Below are 19,168 nucleotides of genomic sequence, written 5' to 3' on the forward strand. Positions count from 1 at the left end.
AGCAGAGTTACGGCCGCCCGAGCGCTGCCTCCCTCTGCGCGCGCGGGGTGCATGGCTGGGTCGGGTGCGACGCGATTGAGAATCGTCCGGTGCCCCTCTCCCGAATGTCGCAATCTCAACTCAGTCTTCGGCCAGGGCCCTTCAGCGGCGATGGCGGTCGATGCGACCGATGCTCCGCCTGAGCAGACTCTCTGGGGGTTGGGGTGAGTGTAGGGGTCGAAGTCGTATCGCTGGAGGGCGTGCGCGAGGCTGAGCTTGAGGCGGAAATCGGCCGCTTAAGGCGTGCCCTTGACGAAGCTGTCCGCCGCACGACAGCCGAAGTCCCCACCGCCAGCGCGGACCATGAGCGTGAGATCGCCGATACCCGCTCGGCACTGGCGCTCGCGCAGGCGCGCATGACAGAGTTGGAGCAGGCCAACGCCGAACTCACCGCCAGCCATGCCGTGCTGGCCGCCAGCGAGGCGCGCTACCGCCTCGCCGTCGAGAGTGCCAGCGACTACGCCATATTCACCACCGACCTCACGGGCCGCATCACAACCTGGAACGCGGGCGCGCAGAACCTGATGGGCTGGACCCAGGAGGAAGCAGTCGGCGCGCCAGCGAACCTGATCTTCACCTCCGAGGACGATCGGGACGCCATCGCCGAGACCGAGATGCGGCTCGCGGTGACTGAGGGTCGGGGAGAGGACGATCGCTGGCATCTCAGGAGGGATGGCACGCGCTTCTGGGCGAACGGCCTGATGATGCCGCTGCGTGACGAGGAGGGCGGCCTTGCGGGCTTTCTCAAGATCCTACGTGACCGCACGCAGCAGAAGCGCTCTGCCGAGCATGAGGCGCTGCTGCTGCATGAACTCAAGCACCGGGTGAAAAACACCCTGGCCACCGTGCAGGCGTTCACTACTCAGACGCTGCGCACGGCCTCCTCCTTGGCTGAAGCACGAGAGGCGATCACCGCCCGGCTGATCGCATTGGCGCAGGCGCACGATGTGCTGACGGCCGAAGATTGGCAGGGTGCCGACATCGCGCAGATCGTGGCCGATGCGCTGCGGCTGCACGGCGGTGACGGCGAGCGATGCAGGTGGCAGGGCAATGCATTGCGCGTGGCGCCGCGAATCGCCTTGGCACTGTCGATGATGCTGCATGAGCTCGCCACGAACGCGATCAAGTACGGGGCGCTCTCGAACACGACCGGCACCGTGCTGGTGACCTGGACAACCGAAGAGGCGGCTGGGTTAAGCGAAGAGCTACGACTGCGCTTTTGTTGGCAGGAGAACAGTGGTCCGCCGGTCGAGCCGCCGACGCGCAGGGGTTTCGGCTCACGGCTGATCGAGCGTGGGTTGGCCAACGAACTTGGGGGTGAGGCTCGCGTCCTCTACGAGCCGCAGGGCGTCGTCTGCACGCTCGACATTCCGCTGGAGATGGGCTGACAGAAGGATAGCTCGAGCGGCCTATCGTGAACGACGCGGGCGACAACGGCCTTCCATGGTCGCGGATACTGAAGACGTACCGCGACATCACGAGCCCTCGATCACGCGCTTCTGCGACACCTATTGCATGCAGGCTCATACCACCGAAGTGGCCTCGCTGTCGGAGAGGGTTGCGGTCAAGCAGGCCTGGAAGCATCGACCGTTGGAGGTCTGCACGCCTCCAACGGTCACAGGGTTGCTTGTCGATGGGCGAGGGCTCAGATGCCTTGCGACTCACCTCGTATGAAAACAGGTCCAGGCCTGAGCGTGACCAGGACTGCGTTCACCACCACCGCCACGACGATGTTCACGGCGAGCGCCAGCAGCCCGGTATAGAGGGTGAGTTTCGCGTCGCCGAACGTCAGGGTGTGCAGGGGCTTCAGCCCGTCCGACCACGCGATGGCGCTGCCGGCAATGAAGCCCACCGCCCAGCCGGCCAGCAGGGCCGGCGCGCGGAACCACGATACGTAAAGGCCGAAGACCAGCGCCGGCAGGGTCTGCAGGATCCACAGGCCGCCCAGCAGCTGCAGGTCGAGGGCGAACTGCGTCGGCAGGACCAGGATCGCCACCAGCGCGCCGATCTTGACCAGCATCGAGGTGATCTTGGCGACCTGCGCCTCGCCAGCCGAGGTCACGTTCGGGTTGACGTAGGCCTTCCAGACGTTGCGCGAGAACAGGTTGGCCGCGCCGATCGACATCACCGCCGCCGGCACCAGCGCGCCGATGGCGATCGCCGCGAAGGCGAAGCCCGCGAACCAGCTCGGGAACAGGGTCTTGAACAGGGCCGGGACGATGTCGTTGTTGCTCGCCACCTTCAGACCGGCGGCGTGGCCCATGTAGCCGAGCATGGCCAGCAGGCCGAGGAGCAGCGTGTAGGCTGGCAGCATCACGGCGTTCTTGCGGATCGTGTTGCCGCCCGAGGAGGCGAAGATGCCGGTCAGCGTGTGCGGGTACATGAAGGCCGCGAGCGCCGAACCCAGCGCCAACGAGGCGTAGGGCAGGATCTGCGCCGGGCTCAGCAGGATGCCGCCCGAGCCCTTGGCCTTGAAGGCGGCGTCGGCCGCGTCGAACACCGCGCCGTAGCCGCCGAGCTTCGACGGCACGATCGCGATCGCCACCAGCACCACGACGTAGATCATGATGTCCTTGACGAAGGCGATCAGTGCCGGCGCCCGGAGGCCGGACGAGTAGGTGTAGAAGGCCAGCACCAGGAAGGCGAGGATCAGCGGGATCTCGCCGTGAAGCCCCAGCGCCTTGATCGCCACCTCCATGCCGATGAGCTGGAGCGCGATGTAGGGCATGGTGGCGATCACGCCGGTGACGGCGACCGCGAGTTCCAGCGTGCGCGAGCCATAGGTGCCGTACACGACGTCGCCCGCCGTGACGTAGCCCTTGTCCTTGGCGGCCTGCCACAGGACCGGCATCACCGCGAAGACGAACGGATAGACGATGATCGTGTACGGTAGGGCGAAGAAGCCGTAGGCGCCCACGGCGTAGACCAGAGCCGGCACCGCGATGACCGTGTAGGCAGTGTAGAAGTCGCCGCCGATCAGGAACCACGTGATCCACGTGCCGAACTTGCGCCCGCCCAGGCCCCACTCGTCGAGATGGGCGAGCGTCTCGGGCCGGCGCCAGCGGGCGGCCACGAAGCCCATCACGGTCACGAGCAGGAAGAAGAAGACGAAGACCGACAGCGCTGGAATATCGAGATCAGCGGTCATCGCGCACGGCCCGGTAGACGACGTAGAGGATCAGCGAGGTCAGCGGCACCCAGGCCAGCTGGTACCAGTAGAAGAACGGGAAACCGAGCAACACCGGATCGTGCTGGTTGTAGAACGGCACCCACAAGAGCCCCAGGAAGGGCAGCAGCAGGAGCCAGAAGCGAGCGGCGCGAGGCCTTTGTTCGGTGGTCGTCGTGTTCATTCGTGGCACATCCGTAATAGTTCAGCTCGGTTCTCGTGATGGGACGGTCAGGCACACGGCCGCGACAGCCGCGCCATCGCGCGGGCTCCGCAGGCTGTACGATCAATGCTCGTCATGATTCGATCGGACGGACATTCGTCCATGATGGCCTCCTCCCCTGGCTGCGTCCGCCGAGGCGGATCTTTGGCGTGAGGGATGATGGACGAGGCGATCGACTTCGCCCCCCCCCTACTTTGGCTCCGACCTGCACAATTCTTGGGCGGGAAATGGCACACTTCCGCAGCCACGCCGCGTCCCGCGCGCGCGGAATGCGGCGTAGCCGGAGGAAGGATCAGGAGTACTCTGCTCAATGCTGATCGTACTTACCGGCTTGCAGCGTCCGCGCGATTGCGGTGACGATCACCGCCATCGGCCCGCTTGACCATTTCTAAGGCGCAGGATCAGCTTGGCGAAGCGCGTACAGTTCGACGGACGGATCAATCACGGCGCCTCCGCGGAATGGGGAAACGCCTGCCGACGAAAAGGGGCGGGATTGGAGACGCGACCGCCACGATGCCACCGGAGAGGACCACAATGTTACGGCACGGCCATCCAGATTTAACCGGCGATGAGCGATCAATCCTGGCAGCCAGCGAGCGCCGTCTCTCGCAGTTCGGCGCGGAGCGCGGCCAGGATTTAAGAAGAGTGAATATCAACGGCGTTGACAGCACGATCGCGCCGATTAACGGAGCGAACTGAGGATGTCAGCGCGACGTTTCAATCGGCTGATCGCCCCATCAGCAATTTCATCGTGCTCGGACGCCGCCTAGTGCGGAAGTAGGGGCAAGGCATCTGTGAACGATGTGCTAGCAATTTCTGGAAGCAGTGCCGGGCACACCTGCATCTACCCCTGCGAGCTGGCGCGCTTCGCTTCTCTAGACTGGCCGCGCTTGAAATAGCGCGGCCCTTCTTCAGTTTAGGGGGTGCCAACCTGATGAAATCTCGTGGTGCCGTAGGCTCGCAGGCTGTCAGCAGGATCCCGCTTCTACAACCGCCACGCTCCACGGTGACTTAAATCCTCAGATTTCAGGACGAGGAAATTATAAGGATTCCGGCAAAACGCAGCCTGAGCCGTGTTGCGGCTGCAAGGTAATGCGGTCCCCGGACTTACTTCGGCAGCAGACGATCGGCGAGTACGGCCGCGCGGGTGCGGCTGATGACACCGAGCTTTCTGAGAATGGCGGACACATGGACCTTCACGGTCTGCTCGGCGATCCCCAGATCGCCAGCGATCTGCTTGTTGAGCTTGCCTGCCACGATCATCGTGAGGATGCGAAGCTGTTGCGGAGATAGGCTTGCAAGGCGTTGGGCAAGATCGTCGTCAGCGTCATCCGTTCCGGTGAGAGCCGCCACGCCCGGAGGGGACCATACCTCCCCCGCGACGATGGCGCGCACGGCTACTCCGAACATGGACAGCGACAGCGACTTCGGCAGGTAACCGACCGCGCCGAACCTAAGGGCCCGCCGGATGACCGAGGCGTCCTCGACAGCTGACACGATCGCGACCGGCACGGTCGGGAATTGGGCAGCCAGCAGGAAGAGACCGGCGAAGCCGAACGTCCCCGGCATGTTGAGGTCCAACAGGACGAGTTCTACGCTTTCCGGCTCACGCTCGACGGCACTCAGGACAGCATCCAGGCTTTCGCCGCACTCCACCTTGACGGCGGGAAGCGCCCGGCCGACCGCGTCGGCGAGGGCTGCCTGAACGAGTGGATGATCATCGCCGATGACGACGCGGCTCACGCGCCCTCCTCCGTCACTCCCGCGGCAGTGCGGGCTAGAGCAATTCCAGACAGGTAGCGCCTCAACGCCGCGGGACGCAGTGGCTTATAGAGGACCTCGCAACATGCGGCCTGGGCTACCGCGCGGGTCGATTCCGAGCGATCCGCGGTGACTAGCGCCGCCGGAACCCGTACGCCCCAGCGCTCCCGCAGTGTAGCGAGCGCCGCCAGGCCGTCCGCACCGTCCCGCAGGTGACGGTCAGCCAACACGACCTGTGGCTTGGCGCCCGCGAGCGCTTCGAGAGCCTCCGTCAAGTTCCTGGCTGGCACGCAGCGTGCCCCCCAACTCTCGAGCAGGGACGTCATGCCCGAGAGGACTTGGACGTCATCGTCTATGCAGAGCGCCAGCACGCGTCCCAGGGGCGCCGTCGGCTTGAGGACCGTTGGCGAGGCTTCCAAAGCGACCTTGAACTCGCGCGGTACCGAGACCGCAAATCGGCTGCCTCGGCCGACCGTGGACTGCAACGCGACGCGGTGGCCTAGAAGGCGGGCGATGCGCTCGACGATGGCGAGGCCGAGGCCCAGTCCAGGTCCCGCGTCGGGATCGAGGCGCCGGAACTCCGCAAAGATCTCTCGATGCCGCTCCGAAGGTATTCCTGGGCCACTGTCCCATACCTCGAACACCACCTCCGCCTCTCGCCGCCGACATCCAAGCACCACGCCGCCCGAACTCGTGTGCCGGACCGCATTGGACAGGAAGTTCTGCAGGATGCGCCGCAAAAGATCCGGATCGCTCCGCACCGCAAGCCGCGACCGGACGACCCGCAAGGAAAGCCCTTTTGCGGCCGCGAGGGCCTCGAACTCAGTTCGCAACTCGGACAAGACCTGCTCGGCGAGGAACGTGCGAGGTGAAGTCGTTACGGCGCCGGCGTCGAGGGCGGAGATGTCGAGGATCGTCGCGATGAGCCTCTCCGCCGACGCGAGTGACCGGCTGACATTTCGCGCGAGTGTGGGAAGGCGCCCATCCTCATCGAGGTCCTCTTCGAGTGCTGCAGCGAAAAGGCGCGCCGCGTTGAGTGGCTGCAGGAGGTCGTGGCCCGCCGCGGCGAGAAAGAGGGTCTTTGACGCATTGGCCGCGTCGGCTGCGGCCTTTGCGGCCTGGAGCTCGCGCGTCCGCTCTCGAATGCGTTCCTCCAGGCGTTCGTTGGACTCCCGCAAGGCGTCGGCTGTCTGTTCTCGATCCGTCACGTCCGCGTAAGTCGCGACGAAGCCGCCGTCCGGCAGGCGGTTCCAGGACGCTTCCAAGGCCGTACCGTCTGGACGGCGGCGCACATGGTTGTAGGGCCAGGTTTCGAATCCGATGTCGCGGTTGACTATGAGGGCTGGCCACTCCTCAGCACCGTATTCCCCACGGGCGGCGTTGTAGGCGATGACCTCCGAGAGCGGCAGGCCGACCCGGACGAGCTCGGAGGGCAGGCTGAGGAGTGCCAGGAAACGCGAGTTCCAAGCCATGACGCGGAGCTCCCCGTCGACCACGACGATGCCCTGGCTGACGTTCTCGAGCGTGCGCTCAAGGAGATGGCGGCTGAAGCGAAGGGCGTCGGACGCCTCGTCGAGCATGGCGAGCGCCGCTTCACGCGAGAGCGACCGACCCTCGAGCGAGGCAGCCATGACCACGCGAGCGGAGGGAGCACCGATCGCGCCCGCGACCAGGTTTTCTGTGAAGCGAACCGCGTCCCGATCTGCAAAGCCAGCCTCCGACAACGCGGGACCACCATTCCGGCGACGCTCCGCGACATAGGCATCGAACGCTCCTCCTCCGCGCTCGGGGCCGACAAGACGAACGGAGAGATCGCGCAGGTGGCTCAAGCGCAGTATCGCCTGCCAGGCGCCAGTCGGCATGCGTGGAGCGATGCCGTCCACGAAGATCGCCGCCTGCGAGCGCTCGACGGCGCTCGGCCGGCTGAGCAGCGAGACGAGCACGAAGGCGCACGTGTTCGCCGCGAGGCTCCAGACCGTCGCCTGTGAGATCGGGTCGAGTATCTCGGCCCCAAAGAGCCCCGATGGAAGCGATCCGGGCCAACGGGACGTTTCATCCATCCCCATGCTTGCGGTGCCCGAGAGGACCTGCCCAGTCGCCGGCAGGAGCAGGCTCCAGCCCCAGACGGCGAAACCGCAGGCGAGCCCAGCGAGTACGCCCATCCGGCTCGCCCGGCGCCAGTAAAGGCCACCGAGGAAAGCGGGGCCGAACTGAGCGACCGCGACGAACGACATCAGCCCGATCTGGGTCAGCGGATAGCGCTGATCCACGGAGCGCTCCATGGCGTAGGCGAGCCCTAGGATCGTGATGACGCCGGCGCGGCGCAGCCGCAGAAGCGTGCGTGTCAGGTCAGAAGTAGGAACTACGCCCGTACGGCCACGCGATCTGAGAAGAAGCGGTACCGCGACGTCGTTGCAGAGCATCGTTGACAGCGCGACCACTGCGACGATCACCATGCCCGCTGCCGCCGAAAGGCCACCTAGAAAGGCGATCAGACTTATAGGTCCAGCTCCTGCAACGACCGGGAGCGTGATCATGTATGTGTCGGGATTGATGGACGTCCCGAAGGTCAGGCGACCCGCGCACGCAACGGGCACCATCAGCGCGGAGAGCGCGATCAGGTAGGTGGGATACAGCCACCGCGCGGTACGAAGCTGTGCCGGGCTGTCGTTCTCGACAACAGCTACGTGGAAAGCCTGAGGTAGACACAGGAAGGCTACGACCGAGATCACCGTATGGGGGATCCAGCCCGGAGCAGAGGGGTCGGGCGCGAGGAGTCCCGCGAGACGCTCATCCGAAGCTGCGCGCGCGAGGATATCGCCTAACCCGTCGAACAGCCCGAATACGATGAAAAACCCAACCGCGAGGAAGCAAGCGAGCTTGGCGACGCTCTCAAACGCGACGGCGAGCATCAGGCCCCTGTGGTGCTCGCTGGCATGGATGTGGCGCACGCCGAACAGGATGGCGAACGCGGCCATCGCCAGCGTGGTCGCGAGTGCCGTATCCCCCCATAAGGCGGTCCACCACGGAGCTGGTGGTCCGGACGCCGCGGTGAGAACGTCGAAGCTTGTACCGACCGCCTTCAACTGCAGCGCGATGTAGGGAAGCACGCTAAGGAGAGATGTCAGGGTTACAGCCGCCGCAACAGTCCGGCTCTTGCCATAACGGGCCGCGATAAAGTCGGCGACGGAGGTGACGTTGTGCGTCTTGGCCAGGGTTATCGTCTTGGCAAGGACGGGATGAGCAAGGATCAGGACAATTGCAGGCCCGAGATAGATTGGCAGGAAGTCCCAGCCGCTCGTCGCCGCACGCCCGACAGAACCATAGAAGCTCCAGGAGGTGTTATAGACAGCGAGAGAAAGTGCGTAGACTACGGTCCCCGCGCGCCCGCCTAGCGCAGCGCCGCGCCCGTCCGCAGCCCGGCGGTCTCCCCACCATGCCAGCGCGAACAATCCGGCGACGTAAGCTGCCGTAAAGGCGAGCACCGCCCAGGTCGGCACCGCGCGTTCCTCCTCCCGCGGCTCGAATTGGCCGCTGCGCCGAGACTAGGCGAAGGAACGTACCTCGGAAATGGCGGCCGAGCCGAGCCTGCGCTTGCTGCACAAGGAATGGGCAGTTCTGAACGAAGGTAGGGGGCCTGTCTTGGAGCGGACTGGCAGTATCATGCGTGCCGACACCTTAGGATCTGGGATCGGCCGGTTGGATCAGGCCGGACGCGAACGAGAGACGCGATGGGCGCGGCCCTGGCCGCAGTGCGACCCCCCATTATCGGAAGCGCGCACTCTGGTGACAATGGCTTTGAGGGTTCCCCGGAGCCGCAGACGCTGCGCCTCCGGCCGGCGCTTCCATCGCCGAGAGCAGGACGCTGTCGTTGACGTATCGGACATCGGAGAGGCCAACCGGCGCAGGTCCGAGGCTGAAGTCATCGTGGCGGACGGACGAGCCGCCCCGCCCTCAGAGCTGTTGCAACCTGCGGTACTCGGCCCAAACCAGCCGATGGCATTCACATGCGCCCCCCTCCAGGCCAGCGCGATCCCGCACCGTGATACAGGCAAAATTCTGGCTCACGAGACCGGCCTGCTCCAGCCGCTTGACGTGCTCACTCACGCTGGGCCGCCGCATCCCGAGATGGGCGGCGATGGTGGCGTGGCTGACGCAGATCTCGCCGTCATCCAGGAGGCTCTGGGCCAGCAGCAGCCAGCGCCTGACCCGGTGCTCCACCGGATGGTGAGCGTTGCACAGTCCCACATGCGCGGCATGGACCATACGGACCTGGACATAGCTCAGCGCTAGGCGCCGTATCGCGGTGTCCTGGCTGAAGAGTGCCTCCGCGTCCACTGCCCTCAGCCGGTAGCCCTCGCCCGCCGTCTGGACGGTGACACGCAGGGGCGAGCGCTTGGTTCCGAGCACGAGAGGCAAGCCGGTCATACCAAAGCGGCCGAGGAGTCCTACGCCATGCGCGCCGTCAGCCTGAGTTCGCGCCTGCACCGCGGCAAGCCCGCGCTCGATGAAGTAGACGTACGGGATGTCCGTGCGGGGCTCCTCTAGCACCTGTCGTCGCCGCAGGGAAACGTGCTCCAGCAGCGGCTCAAGTTCGGCCCAGTCTTGCGCGGGAAGCGCCGACAGGAGCAGATTGTGAGGAGCAGCCACCTGTCACGCCGATGCTGGTTGAGCAGCTAACAATGGACATCTCTCTGCAGAACCCGGCGGCCAGGCCACCAACATGGGTTGGAATGGATTGGAAAAATTCTAATTATTTGTACCGAAGTGGTGGGTCGAACGGCTCCATCCGGCAGCACCGGGCGGCTGATCGGACTGCATCGCTGCTCGATGCCGGCGCATCAGGGATCATGAACCACAAGTGTGGCAGGGCGGCAATATTGCTGGAGCAGAGTGCGTGATCCACCGGATCTGGCCTCGGATGATCGCCGACATGCCAGGGGAACCACCGCGTTGAGGTATTCCGCCGTTTGAACCCTGTCGCTCGCCGATACTTTCGGCGTCCGCACGTCCTCCGGATCCTTCGCACCGGGGTCGCGCCGCTCGCGCGCCACGATTTCCCGGCGTAAGCAGCACACCGTGCGGTTCATCCAAAGAGGTCGACCGGCAGCTGCGCTCGCGCTTGGGGCTGCGCCAGCCTGATCGCGCAGTGCCGGATCTGCTTAACAGTCTGCGGCGTCAGCGAGCTTGGGGCGTCATCCACCACGGCATTGCCCTACCGGGCACGGTGGACATACCCCTGCGGGCGTTACGCAGCGTCGCGGTGCGCGTCCACGAGGACGGGACGGGGGAGGTGGCACTCACCGTGCGCGAGGGTGGCTCGATCGGCTACAGCAAGCTGTGGCCGCACGTACGTGGGCTTGACCTGTCCCGACCGGTGCCGATTCTCCGAGGCCTGCGGGATGCCGCTGTGCTCAGCGCGCGCTTGGCGCGCCAACTCGACAGCGACGTGCCTGCGTTCGCTGGACAAGCCTTGAGCGCCAGCGCCGCACCACGGGCGACAGCAGCTTAGGCAGCCGCGAGATCCGTGTGAGAAAGGACATCAGGCCGCGCTCAGCCGACCGAGCGCTGATCGCGTTCACGTAGTTCCAGACCGTGTTGACCGCATGGGCGAGTGCGGTGAGCCGCTCGCCATTCGTGGCGTCTTTGACCCGGTTAGAAAAGGTATTGAGGACGAAATCGCTCACGGCGCGACCATAATCGTGAACGAAGCGAGAACTAAGCGCGTGGAGCGCGGCTGTCGCCGCGCGCGCGCCTACATCCTCTCCCTAGAGAAAGAGGGACCGGCGCGCGGTCTGCTAAGTCAGGCCGGGGCCTCCATCGCGGAGAGCAGAATGCCGTCGCTGCAGACCGCGGTGCCGTCGTAGCCCAGCATCTGGGCGAGTTGCGAGCGGGCGCGCCATACTCGGCTCTTCACCGTGCCGACGCGGCAATCCAGCAGAGCGGCGGCCTCATCGTAGGGCAGATCCTCAAGCGTCACGAGAACCAGCGCCTCTCGCATCGGCGGCGGTAGTTGTGCGAGCGCGGCCTGCAGGTCGGCCAGATCCAGACGTCCATTCTGCTCGGGCAAGGAGGATAGGCGCGCCGCTTGCGCACCGTCCTCATCTCGAAATTCACGCAGCTTACTCTGGCCTGTGTAGAAGCGGTTTCGCAGGATCGTGAAGGTCCATCCCTCGAAGTTGGTGCCGATCTGGAAACGAGAGCGTCCGCGCCACGCCCGCATCAGGGTATCCTGCAGGAGGTCATCGGCGGCTTCGGAGTCGTGGGTCAGCGAGAGAGCATACCGGCGCAGGGCCGGTGCCACTGCCAGCAAATGAGTCTGAAACTCTGCCGCATCGCGGCGGTCCGCCTCATCCATTGCGGTCTCAAGCTTCGCCAGAAGATTGGCGAAGCGCTCGCCCGCACTCGGTCCGTCGCCTACACGTTCGTAGGCCGCAGCCAGCAGGCAGCCGAGATGCTGCCGGATTTCGTCGGTTAACGCGGGCCATACCCCCTGTACGGCCTCGGTTTCAGGTTGCTGCCAGTCTGCTCCTTTGCTCACGCCGCCCCTCCCGGAGGTGAAGCCTCGGATGATCCTTGTCCGCCTGATAGACCGCTCACTGATACACGCTCCCGGCATAGCTCGCCCTGAGCGACCAACGCGGTGATACCGAGGAGCAGCTTAGATCCTGGCCACGAATTGTCCGGCAGCGGACAGGGTATCCTCGAAACGGCTTTGATCCTCCAGCACATGCCGCAAGAGGCGCTTGAGCGTCTCCGATCAGAGCGGCCGGAAGCGATGTGTTCACGGCCGCTAGTGCACAGACGCCGACGAACGCATCACGTGCTTGTCCGCTAACTTGCTGCTACCACTTCGAAAAATTCACTATCTGGTGTACGCTTTGTCGGCGTCAGAGCACTAGCTCACTTGCAGGCGCCGAGTGCGAAGATCAGGCGGATTCGGCTCCGTAGGCGCACCGCGCGCATCGTCTTCGGGACGAATACATTCCAGACGTTTCGGTGGTGTTGCAGCCACAGTCGAGGCCATGTTCTTGATCGGCGGCAGACGTCCTAAGCTGACGCTCGTTGAAAGGGCAGAGAACCTCATTGTCCACTGGGCCTGAGGGGATCGCACCCATATTGGCTCTTACGGCGTCGACCAAATCTGAGGAGAGAGGCGCAGGGGTACCTCTCTGACATCAACTTGTGCCAATGTGAATTACAAGGTGCCAAGTCAAACATTGATGTTAGCCCTTCGTACCAGCCTTCACCGCTTGGCCAGCTGCCCGTGCCCAACCAGTTCCGCCGGCCACGCTATGTTTTAGGACCGGCAGGGTATCTCGCGTATTTCGGCAAAGAAACCGATGCTATCGTTTGATCTTCGTGTCGGGATCTCAGCGTGCTTCGCCTCCAGGCGGCAGCCGCGATGGGATAGATCGAAACGGCTGGCTTGATCCAATCAGGACGTGGACTACTGTTGATCCGGAACCAAGCTGGCCTGGAGCGCAAAGCGTGCGGCTGCCACCGCACCATCGGTGCGGAGGATGGACGCTGAGCATTTCGCGAGGCCTAAGAAGCGCACAACGCCACGCTCTTTGCGCCACAACCGCGGGACGCCTCTTCCTGGTTGGCGATTACACTCTGAATGCACGGCTACCATTGCGGCGCTGCGCACTCTTGTCGTCACGTCTTGAATGCGCAGGCGGCCGAGCGGGTCTATGAACATGCCGGCTGGACCCGTCGAACCCATGCGAAAGCGTATCCTGGCCGCGTTCCGGCGTGCCTTCGGTGAGTTCCTGGCGCTGCCGCTCGCGACCGTGGTCGGCTTCATCGGGCTGAACGCACCCGTCTACGTTGCCGACCGGGTCTGGTCTGACGGGGCGCCAGCGGGGCTGGCCTGGCTCGCTGAACTCGTCGGCGAGCGTCAAGCTCTCGGCAGCCTTCTCGCGACGGTCGCATCGGGTGTCATCACGATCACGTCGATAACGTTCTCCCTGCTGCTAATCGCCGTCCAGCAGGGCTCCGCTGCGCTCACGGCTCAGGTCATTGACCAGTTCATGATGCGCCGAGCTAATCAGTTCTACTTCGGGTACTTCGTCGGCCTCTCGGTTTTCGTTCTGCTGACGCTGCTCACGAACAGCCAATTTCACAGGCCGGTGTTCGGAACGGCGCTCGCCCTCGCGATGACGACCGTTGCCCCTGCATGATCGTCGTCATGATTTACAACACGATCGATCAAATGCGTCCGGCGCAGATCGTCGTATTCATTCACCAGCACGTTCTACGTGCCCGTGAGTACGAAGAGCGGCTTCTCGGTCGCACGCGCCGGAAGCCCCGGCGCCACTGGCTCTTGGCAACGACCATCCGCTCGCCGGAGAGTGGACACATCGCGGCGATCAAGGTCGACCAGATCCGTGTGGCCGTCGAGGCATGCCGTCCCGGAACTGCAGAGCTTGAGCTGCTCGTTCCCGTGGGTAGCCGAGTCGCCGTCGGCGACCCGCTATTTGCGTTGCGTGTCGACCCACACGCCTTGCTCGGCCCACAGGATCGCGAGCGGATTGCTGGGGCTGCGGTGAGGGCCCTCACGTTCGACGACGAGCGCGACCTTAGGCGTGACGCCAGCTACGGGCTTTACCAACTCGCGACCATCGCATGGTCATCGACGTCGACGGCCAAGTCCAATCCTCATCCCGGGTAATCGGTCATCCACGCACTGCGGGACATCATCTCGCGCTGGAACTCTATCGAGGTGGAGCCGCCGGAGGATCCAGAGTCGCCGCTGGTCTACGTCGACCGAACGTTCGGCGAGGCGACCGATGCGCTGGAGGCGATTATCGTTGCGGCTTCGGAATCGATGCAGGCCCAGACTCTGTCGTCCGCCCTGCGCACCCTCGCAATCCTCCTCGACCACGTTTCGCAACCGGCCGCCGAGCGGCTCGCCGACGTGGCGAACCGAGCCCTCTCCAGCTTGGGCGAACATGTCCTGACGCGCCAGCTCGCGGAGGCGTTGGACGAGCTCGCCGGTGCGCTTGGTCGGCGTGGTTTCGCGAGCGAGGGCAACGCTGTTGCGGAGGCTGCCATCAAGCTGCGCGGCACGATCGGCATTCTGAACTCGCGCTCGACGCGCGTGCTGGGAGATACAGGGTTTAAGCGCAAGGATGCGGACGGATCGTGCAGAAGCGCCTGGCTAAACAATTGCCGACGCGTCAGAAAATGTGAGCTTGCGTGTAGCATTTGACAGAGCCTCCTCGCCCTGAAGGACGAGGATCCCTTGGGGTTTACGCCACGAGTTCCTGTTTCACTGGGGCTGCGCACTGGGCAAAGCCCGGCGCGTCTGACGTCCCCTCCACAGGCCTTCGCCGAGGATCGAACCCGGCCCTGACCGCGTGCCCCGCGGCCAAGACGTTGTGTGACGCGTTTACGCCACGGTCGTGCGTGACGCCGCAGGCGTCACAGGTTTGAGGAGGGAGAAGAATAGAGTAACATCCCGGTGGCGGGTCAGGCCGGGTTCACGAAGAAGAAGGCCAAGCCGAAAAGGGCGTAGACTCCGACCAGGAGGAGCCCCTCGAACCACGTCGTCTCGCCGTCTCGGGCGATGGCGTTCACGATGAGGGCAGTGCCCGCAATCGCAAAGAGGTGCAGTGGATTGGAGAAAACGAGCGTCATCGGGTGGCCGAGCGCCCAGGAAATAAGGACCAGCAGAGGCGCGAGCACCAGCGCCACCTGGACGGCCGATCCGATGCAGATGCTGAAGGCGAGTCCCATCCTATCCTCGTGGGCGAACCAGGACGCCGCGAACAAGTCACCGGCCGTGCCCACTAGCGCCAGTACAATAACGCCGAGAAACATGGGTGAGAGGCCGAGACTGCTCGCCGCCTGCGTGACCGTGCCCGAGAGCATCTCCGACTCGAATGCAATGGCTACTGTCGCGCCAATCAGAACCGCCAAGGCGAACGGCAAGCTCCATTCGGCCTCAGCGCCGCCCGTGTCCTTCGCGAAGATGTCCCGGTGTGTGACGAGCGTGAAGGCGAGGTTGGCGAGGTAGAGCAGCAGCAGCACAACGGAGACGCCGAGGCTGAGCTCCTCGTCCGTGATGCCCAGCGTCATGCCTCGGCCAGACATCCGCCCGCTCAGGTCGAACACGGCCGGCAGCAGCAGGGCGATGACAACGAGAATCAGCAGGGTCGACAGCAGGCTGGCCCGCTCCGGGCTGAACCGCTGTCGCTCCCGGGTCGCCCCGCCCACGATGACGGCGAGACCCAGCCCGAATAGGCTGGTCCCCATGATTGAGCCTGCGATTTGGGCTTGCACGACGGCGGCCTCGCCGCGCATGAGCACGAACAGCGCCAGGACGAGTTCAGCAATGCTACCGAAGCTCACCGTCAGCAGGCCGCCGATGGCTGGTCCCACCCGATCAGCGAGCTGGTCGGTGGCGCGCCGGACCCATTCCGCCAGCACGGCGATGGCGAGCGCGCTGGAGCCGAACACCAGAAGCGGCGAAGCGCCAAGCACGTATTTGAGCGCGGCCGAAATCGGGATGAAGGCAAGGAGAACTGTAAAGGCCATGAGGGAGGTTGGTCTCCGGGGCAGGATCGGTGCTTAAGCAGCGGCCCTGACGGTCCTCGCGGGAGGCACGGCGGGACGGAACGGGTGTGACAAGGCGGCGGTCGTCCACAAGCGAGACCGCATCAGCCTTCAGCGTCTGTTGCAGGTCTAGATCCAACCCGGCAGTCCTGACGGCCCGCTTCGACAGCCGCGGCGAGGTGAGGAGGAGTTCCGAGGCCGTTGTGCGGTACTTCCCGGGCCAGGCGCACCGACTTGGTCTTATTCAGACGCCCCAGGCCCGTAACAGTCTCTGCTTCGCCTCCGGTGGAGCGAGCTTTTACCACCTCGAAGACCCTCTCAAGGCACTCGACCTCGTTAGGCAAGTGAGCGTGTTCGACGGCGGCCATGGCCTGGAGCAATGCATTGGTCCGGATCCGGCAACGAAGCTGAATCTGACCGGACGAAACACGGACGGGCCGGCTTCCCTCTCTAGCGACGGCGTGTCCCCCTCAATCCGCAAGCCTCACCAAATGAAGAAGAACCACTTTTCTGAGGCAAGCGCACTCCGTGTGGCACCAGATACAAGAAAAACGGATTGCATCCGGTACGCTCGCGTACAAGTTTCAGAATGTAATGCGCGGTGACCTTGCAGAGATATGACTATGTATGGGCAAGGAGCATCGTTTTGTTCACGCACCTCCGGAACCCCCGGCATAACCGATCGTTTCGAGGAAGGACTGCTCTGCGACCAATCATTTCGCAAACGTCAGAACTCTGAATCTGTATTACAGGAGATCAACATGCTTCGTCTTGCTCCTGCTATCGTGATGTGTTGTTTTATCAGCTCCGGATCTGCACTTGCAGCAAGTAGCCAAAGCCAGCCCGCGCAGCCAAATCAGCAATCCAGCGCGGCGTCGCCAAGCCAACAGACTCTTGTGACAGCACAGAAGTTGAAGCAGGACCTTCAGAATGCCGGATTCACGGATGTAGCCATTCTCAACGAGGCGTTCATTGTGAGAGCGAAATCGAAGAATGGCGATCCGATCGTCATGACAATCGGGCCTGGCGGATTTGAGGCGGTCGAAGCCATCCCTGCCAGCAGCGCTAACACGGTCGGGTCTACCGCGACAGGACAAAATAAGTCAGGCAACTCGGCTTCTCAGCCGAGCTCAAATCAATAAACCAGTTGAGTTGGGTGCGTATTGCAGCCCCGCCTTGGCCGACTGACGATGTTCCGAGTACTTCCAGCGCACGTGGTCAGGTCTCGTTTCGAAAGAATAGCGCATCACTCCTGGCTTACTGCTTAAAGACAGCGAGTCAGGATCATGCAAGCGTGCGATGCAAGCTCCGGTCTTGAACCGAAATGCTGCGTTCTGCGCACTGGAGCGGCCAAATACGTCAGCGTTCAGCGAGGGAGGACACTAGATTTGTCTCCGCATCTGTCCGCCGGCGCTCAGATGATGCACGTCGTGAAGCGATTTTGTCTGCCCTTCGACGTATCGAGGGGCGCAGACGCAAATTATCACCCCTAATTTAGAACTAACTCGTCCTCAAACAGGCGAGTAGAAGCGCATTCTATGGATCTTTCTTCCTTGCCGACCAACTTCTAGGCCCTGTTACGGCTTATGCCGTGTCGAGCACTCGCAGGAGCTAAAGTCCATGGCTGAATCAGTCGCTGATTTCTTCTGGAAGCGTCTGGCCGAATGGGGCGTGAAGACGATCTTCGGCTACCCCGGTGACGGGATCAACGGCCTGCTCGGTGGCCTTCAGCGCAACGACCTGCCCTTCGAGTTCATCCAGGTCCGCCACGAGGAGATGGCGGCCTTCATGGCCTCGGCCTACGCCAAGTTCACCGGCGAGGTCGGCGTCTGCCTCGCCACCTCCGGTCCCGGCGCGACGCACCTGCTCACCGGCATGTACGACGCCCATCTCGACCACGTGCCGATCCTGGCCATCGCCGGCCAGCAGGCGCGCAACGTCAACGGCGCGCACTACCAGCAGGAATTCGACCTCACGAGCGTCTACAAGGACGTTTCGGCCTACGTGCAGCAGGCCTCCTCGCCCGCGCAGGTTCGCCACATCGTCGACCGCGCCATGCGCATCGCCAAGGCCGAGCGGAAGGTCACGGCGATCATCCTGCCCAACGACCTGCAGGACATCCCCTACGAGGGGCCGGTGCGCAAGCACGGCAACACCTTCTCGGGCGTCGGCTACACCGCCCCGAAGGTCGTGCCCTTCGACGCAGACCTGCGCCGGGCGGCCGACGTGCTGAATGCCGGCCAGAAGGTCGCAATCTTGGTGGGCGCCGGCGCGCTCCACGCCACCGACGAGGTAATCGCGGTGGCCAACAAGCTGCAGGCCGGCGTCGCCAAGGCGCTGCTCGGCAAGGCCGCGCTGCCGGACGACCTGCCCTTCGTCACCGGCACGATCGGCCTCCTCGGGTCCAAGCCGTCCTCCGACATGATGGCCGAGTGCGACACCCTGCTGATGGTCGGCTCGGGCTTCCCCTGGGCCGAGTTCCTGCCGGAAGAGGGCCAAGCCAGGGGCGTGCAGATCGACATCGCCCCCGAGATGCTGTCGTTGCGCTATCCCATGGAGGTGCCGCTCTGCGGCGAGTCCGCCGAGACCCTGCGCGCCTTGCTGCCGCTGCTCGATCAGAAGAAGGAGGGCGGCTCCTGGCGAACCGGCATCGAGAAGGGCGTCGCCTCCTGGTGGAAGGAGGCGGAGGACCGGGCGATGGCCAAGGCCAACCCGGTCAACCCGCAGCGCGTGACCTGGGAGCTCTCCCCGCGCATGCCCGAACGGGCGATCATCACGTCGGATTCGGGCTCCTGCGCCAACTGGTACGCCCGCGACCTGAAGATGCGCCGGGGCCAGATGTGCTCGCTGTCGGGCGGGCTCGCCTCCATGGGCGCGGCGGTGCCCTACGCCATCGCCGCCAAGGTCGCCCATCCCGACCGGCCGGTGATCGCGCTGGTCGGCGACGGCGCCATGCAGATGAACAACATGGCCGAGCTGATCACGGTCGCGAAGTACATGCACCGCTGGTCGAATAAGACCTGGATCTGCTGCGTGTTCAACAACGAGGACCTGAACCAGGTCACCTGGGAACAGCGGGTGATGGAGGGCAACCCGAAGTTCGAGGCGAGCCAAACCATCCCGAACGTGCCCTACCACAAGTTCGCCGAGCTGATCGGCCTGAAGGGCCTTTACGTGGACGACCCCGCCAAGGTCGGCCCGGCCTGGGACGAGGCGCTGGCGAGCCAGGTGCCGGTGGTGCTGGAGGTGAAGACCGATCCCGAGGTGCCGCCGCTGCCGCCGTTCTTCACCCTCCAGCAGGTGCAGAACTTCATGTCGATGCTCGGCAAGGGCGACCCGAAGGAGCGCCACCTGCTCGCCGACACGGCCCGGCAGGTGCTCAGCTCGGTCCTACCGGGCGACAAGAAGTAGGGCTC

Annotated in this window: 14 protein-coding genes; 6 read left to right on the forward strand and 8 right to left on the reverse strand. The window is 64.3% G+C overall.

Annotated elements, in window-relative coordinates; translation table 11 throughout:
• Nucleotides 1-239: 239 nt before the first annotated feature.
• On the forward strand, nt 240-1,427 hold the full coding sequence (locus tag AC1DXK_RS01020; RefSeq protein WP_477296471.1) for a sensor histidine kinase: 1,188 nt from the start codon (nt 240-242) through the stop codon (nt 1,425-1,427).
• A gap of 257 nt (nt 1,428-1,684) precedes the next feature.
• Here the strand turns inward: AC1DXK_RS01020 and mctP are convergent, their stop codons facing one another.
• The 7 genes from mctP to AC1DXK_RS01055 form a co-directional block, all read right to left on the reverse strand.
• Complete coding sequence (mctP, locus tag AC1DXK_RS01025; RefSeq protein WP_477296473.1) at nt 1,685-3,187, reverse strand: monocarboxylate uptake permease MctP; 1,503 nt, start codon at nt 3,185-3,187, stop codon at nt 1,685-1,687.
• On the reverse strand, nt 3,177-3,389 hold the full coding sequence (locus AC1DXK_RS01030) for a DUF3311 domain-containing protein (RefSeq protein ID WP_477296475.1): 213 nt from the start codon (nt 3,387-3,389) through the stop codon (nt 3,177-3,179). Before AC1DXK_RS01030 ends, mctP begins: the two co-directional genes overlap by 11 nt.
• Before the next feature lie 1,146 nt (nt 3,390-4,535).
• Nucleotides 4,536-5,171, reverse strand: coding sequence for a LuxR C-terminal-related transcriptional regulator (locus AC1DXK_RS01035; RefSeq protein ID WP_477296477.1), 636 nt, complete (start codon nt 5,169-5,171; stop codon nt 4,536-4,538).
• Nucleotides 5,168-8,689, reverse strand: a complete 3,522-nt coding sequence (locus AC1DXK_RS01040) for a hybrid sensor histidine kinase/response regulator (protein ID WP_477296479.1) — start codon at nt 8,687-8,689, stop codon at nt 5,168-5,170. The genes AC1DXK_RS01035 and AC1DXK_RS01040 overlap by 4 nt, the downstream gene beginning before the upstream one ends.
• 454 nt (nt 8,690-9,143) lie before the next feature.
• Nucleotides 9,144-9,839 carry a Crp/Fnr family transcriptional regulator gene (locus AC1DXK_RS01045; RefSeq protein WP_477296481.1) on the reverse strand — a complete coding sequence of 232 codons (696 nt, stop codon included), beginning with the start codon at nt 9,837-9,839 and terminating at the stop codon, nt 9,144-9,146.
• Between the two features lie 764 nt (nt 9,840-10,603).
• Nucleotides 10,604-10,876 (reverse strand): hypothetical protein, encoded by a 273-nt coding sequence (locus AC1DXK_RS01050; RefSeq protein ID WP_477296483.1) that lies wholly within the window; start codon nt 10,874-10,876, stop codon nt 10,604-10,606.
• A gap of 116 nt (nt 10,877-10,992) precedes the next feature.
• Complete coding sequence (locus AC1DXK_RS01055; RefSeq protein ID WP_477296485.1) at nt 10,993-11,730, reverse strand: sigma-70 family RNA polymerase sigma factor; 738 nt, start codon at nt 11,728-11,730, stop codon at nt 10,993-10,995.
• Between the two features lie 1,186 nt (nt 11,731-12,916).
• On the opposite strand from AC1DXK_RS01055, the gene AC1DXK_RS01060 reads away from it, so the two are divergent.
• The 3 genes from AC1DXK_RS01060 to AC1DXK_RS01070 are packed head-to-tail and all read left to right on the forward strand — an operon-like array spanning nt 12,917 to nt 14,406.
• The gene (locus tag AC1DXK_RS01060) at nt 12,917-13,375 is read left to right on the forward strand and encodes a DUF2254 family protein (protein ID WP_477296487.1); all 459 of its coding nucleotides are present in this window, start codon (nt 12,917-12,919) and stop codon (nt 13,373-13,375) included.
• A complete protein-coding gene (locus AC1DXK_RS01065) occupies nt 13,372-13,866 on the forward strand; it encodes a DUF2254 family protein (RefSeq protein WP_477296489.1) in 495 nt (164 codons plus the stop codon). The genes AC1DXK_RS01060 and AC1DXK_RS01065 overlap by 4 nt, the downstream gene beginning before the upstream one ends.
• 51 nt (nt 13,867-13,917) lie before the next feature.
• Nucleotides 13,918-14,406, forward strand: coding sequence for a hypothetical protein (locus tag AC1DXK_RS01070; protein WP_477296491.1), 489 nt, complete (start codon nt 13,918-13,920; stop codon nt 14,404-14,406).
• A 260-nt stretch (nt 14,407-14,666) separates the two neighbouring features.
• On the opposite strand, the gene cax is transcribed toward AC1DXK_RS01070, so the two are convergent.
• Nucleotides 14,667-15,734, reverse strand: coding sequence for a calcium/proton exchanger (gene cax, locus AC1DXK_RS01075; protein WP_477296492.1), 1,068 nt, complete (start codon nt 15,732-15,734; stop codon nt 14,667-14,669).
• A gap of 641 nt (nt 15,735-16,375) precedes the next feature.
• On the opposite strand from cax, the gene AC1DXK_RS01080 reads away from it, so the two are divergent.
• Both AC1DXK_RS01080 and AC1DXK_RS01085 read left to right on the forward strand, forming a co-directional pair.
• On the forward strand, nt 16,376-16,894 hold the full coding sequence (locus tag AC1DXK_RS01080) for a hypothetical protein (RefSeq protein ID WP_477296494.1): 519 nt from the start codon (nt 16,376-16,378) through the stop codon (nt 16,892-16,894).
• A gap of 478 nt (nt 16,895-17,372) precedes the next feature.
• Nucleotides 17,373-19,163 (forward strand): thiamine pyrophosphate-requiring protein, encoded by a 1,791-nt coding sequence (locus AC1DXK_RS01085; RefSeq protein WP_477296496.1) that lies wholly within the window; start codon nt 17,373-17,375, stop codon nt 19,161-19,163.
• Nucleotides 19,164-19,168: the final 5 nt, after the last annotated feature.

The sequence above is a fragment of the Methylobacterium sp. P3_A11 genome, from assembly GCF_056403155.1.

Bases quoted from the DNA above. Each gene is read 5' to 3' on its own strand.
- mctP (WP_477296473.1), bottom strand. From the start codon at position 3,187: ATGACCGCTGATCTCGATATTCCAGCGCTGTCGGTCTTCGTCTTCTTC.
- AC1DXK_RS01030 (WP_477296475.1), bottom strand. From the start codon at position 3,389: ATGAACACGACGACCACCGAACAAAGGCCTCGCGCCGCTCGCTTCTGG.
- AC1DXK_RS01085 (WP_477296496.1), top strand. From the start codon at position 17,373: ATGGCTGAATCAGTCGCTGATTTCTTCTGGAAGCGTCTGGCCGAATGG.
- AC1DXK_RS01080 (WP_477296494.1), top strand. From the start codon at position 16,376: ATGTATGGGCAAGGAGCATCGTTTTGTTCACGCACCTCCGGAACCCCC.
- AC1DXK_RS01065 (WP_477296489.1), top strand. From the start codon at position 13,372: ATGATCGTCGTCATGATTTACAACACGATCGATCAAATGCGTCCGGCG.
- cax (WP_477296492.1), bottom strand. From the start codon at position 15,734: ATGGCCTTTACAGTTCTCCTTGCCTTCATCCCGATTTCGGCCGCGCTC.
- AC1DXK_RS01060 (WP_477296487.1), top strand. From the start codon at position 12,917: ATGCGAAAGCGTATCCTGGCCGCGTTCCGGCGTGCCTTCGGTGAGTTC.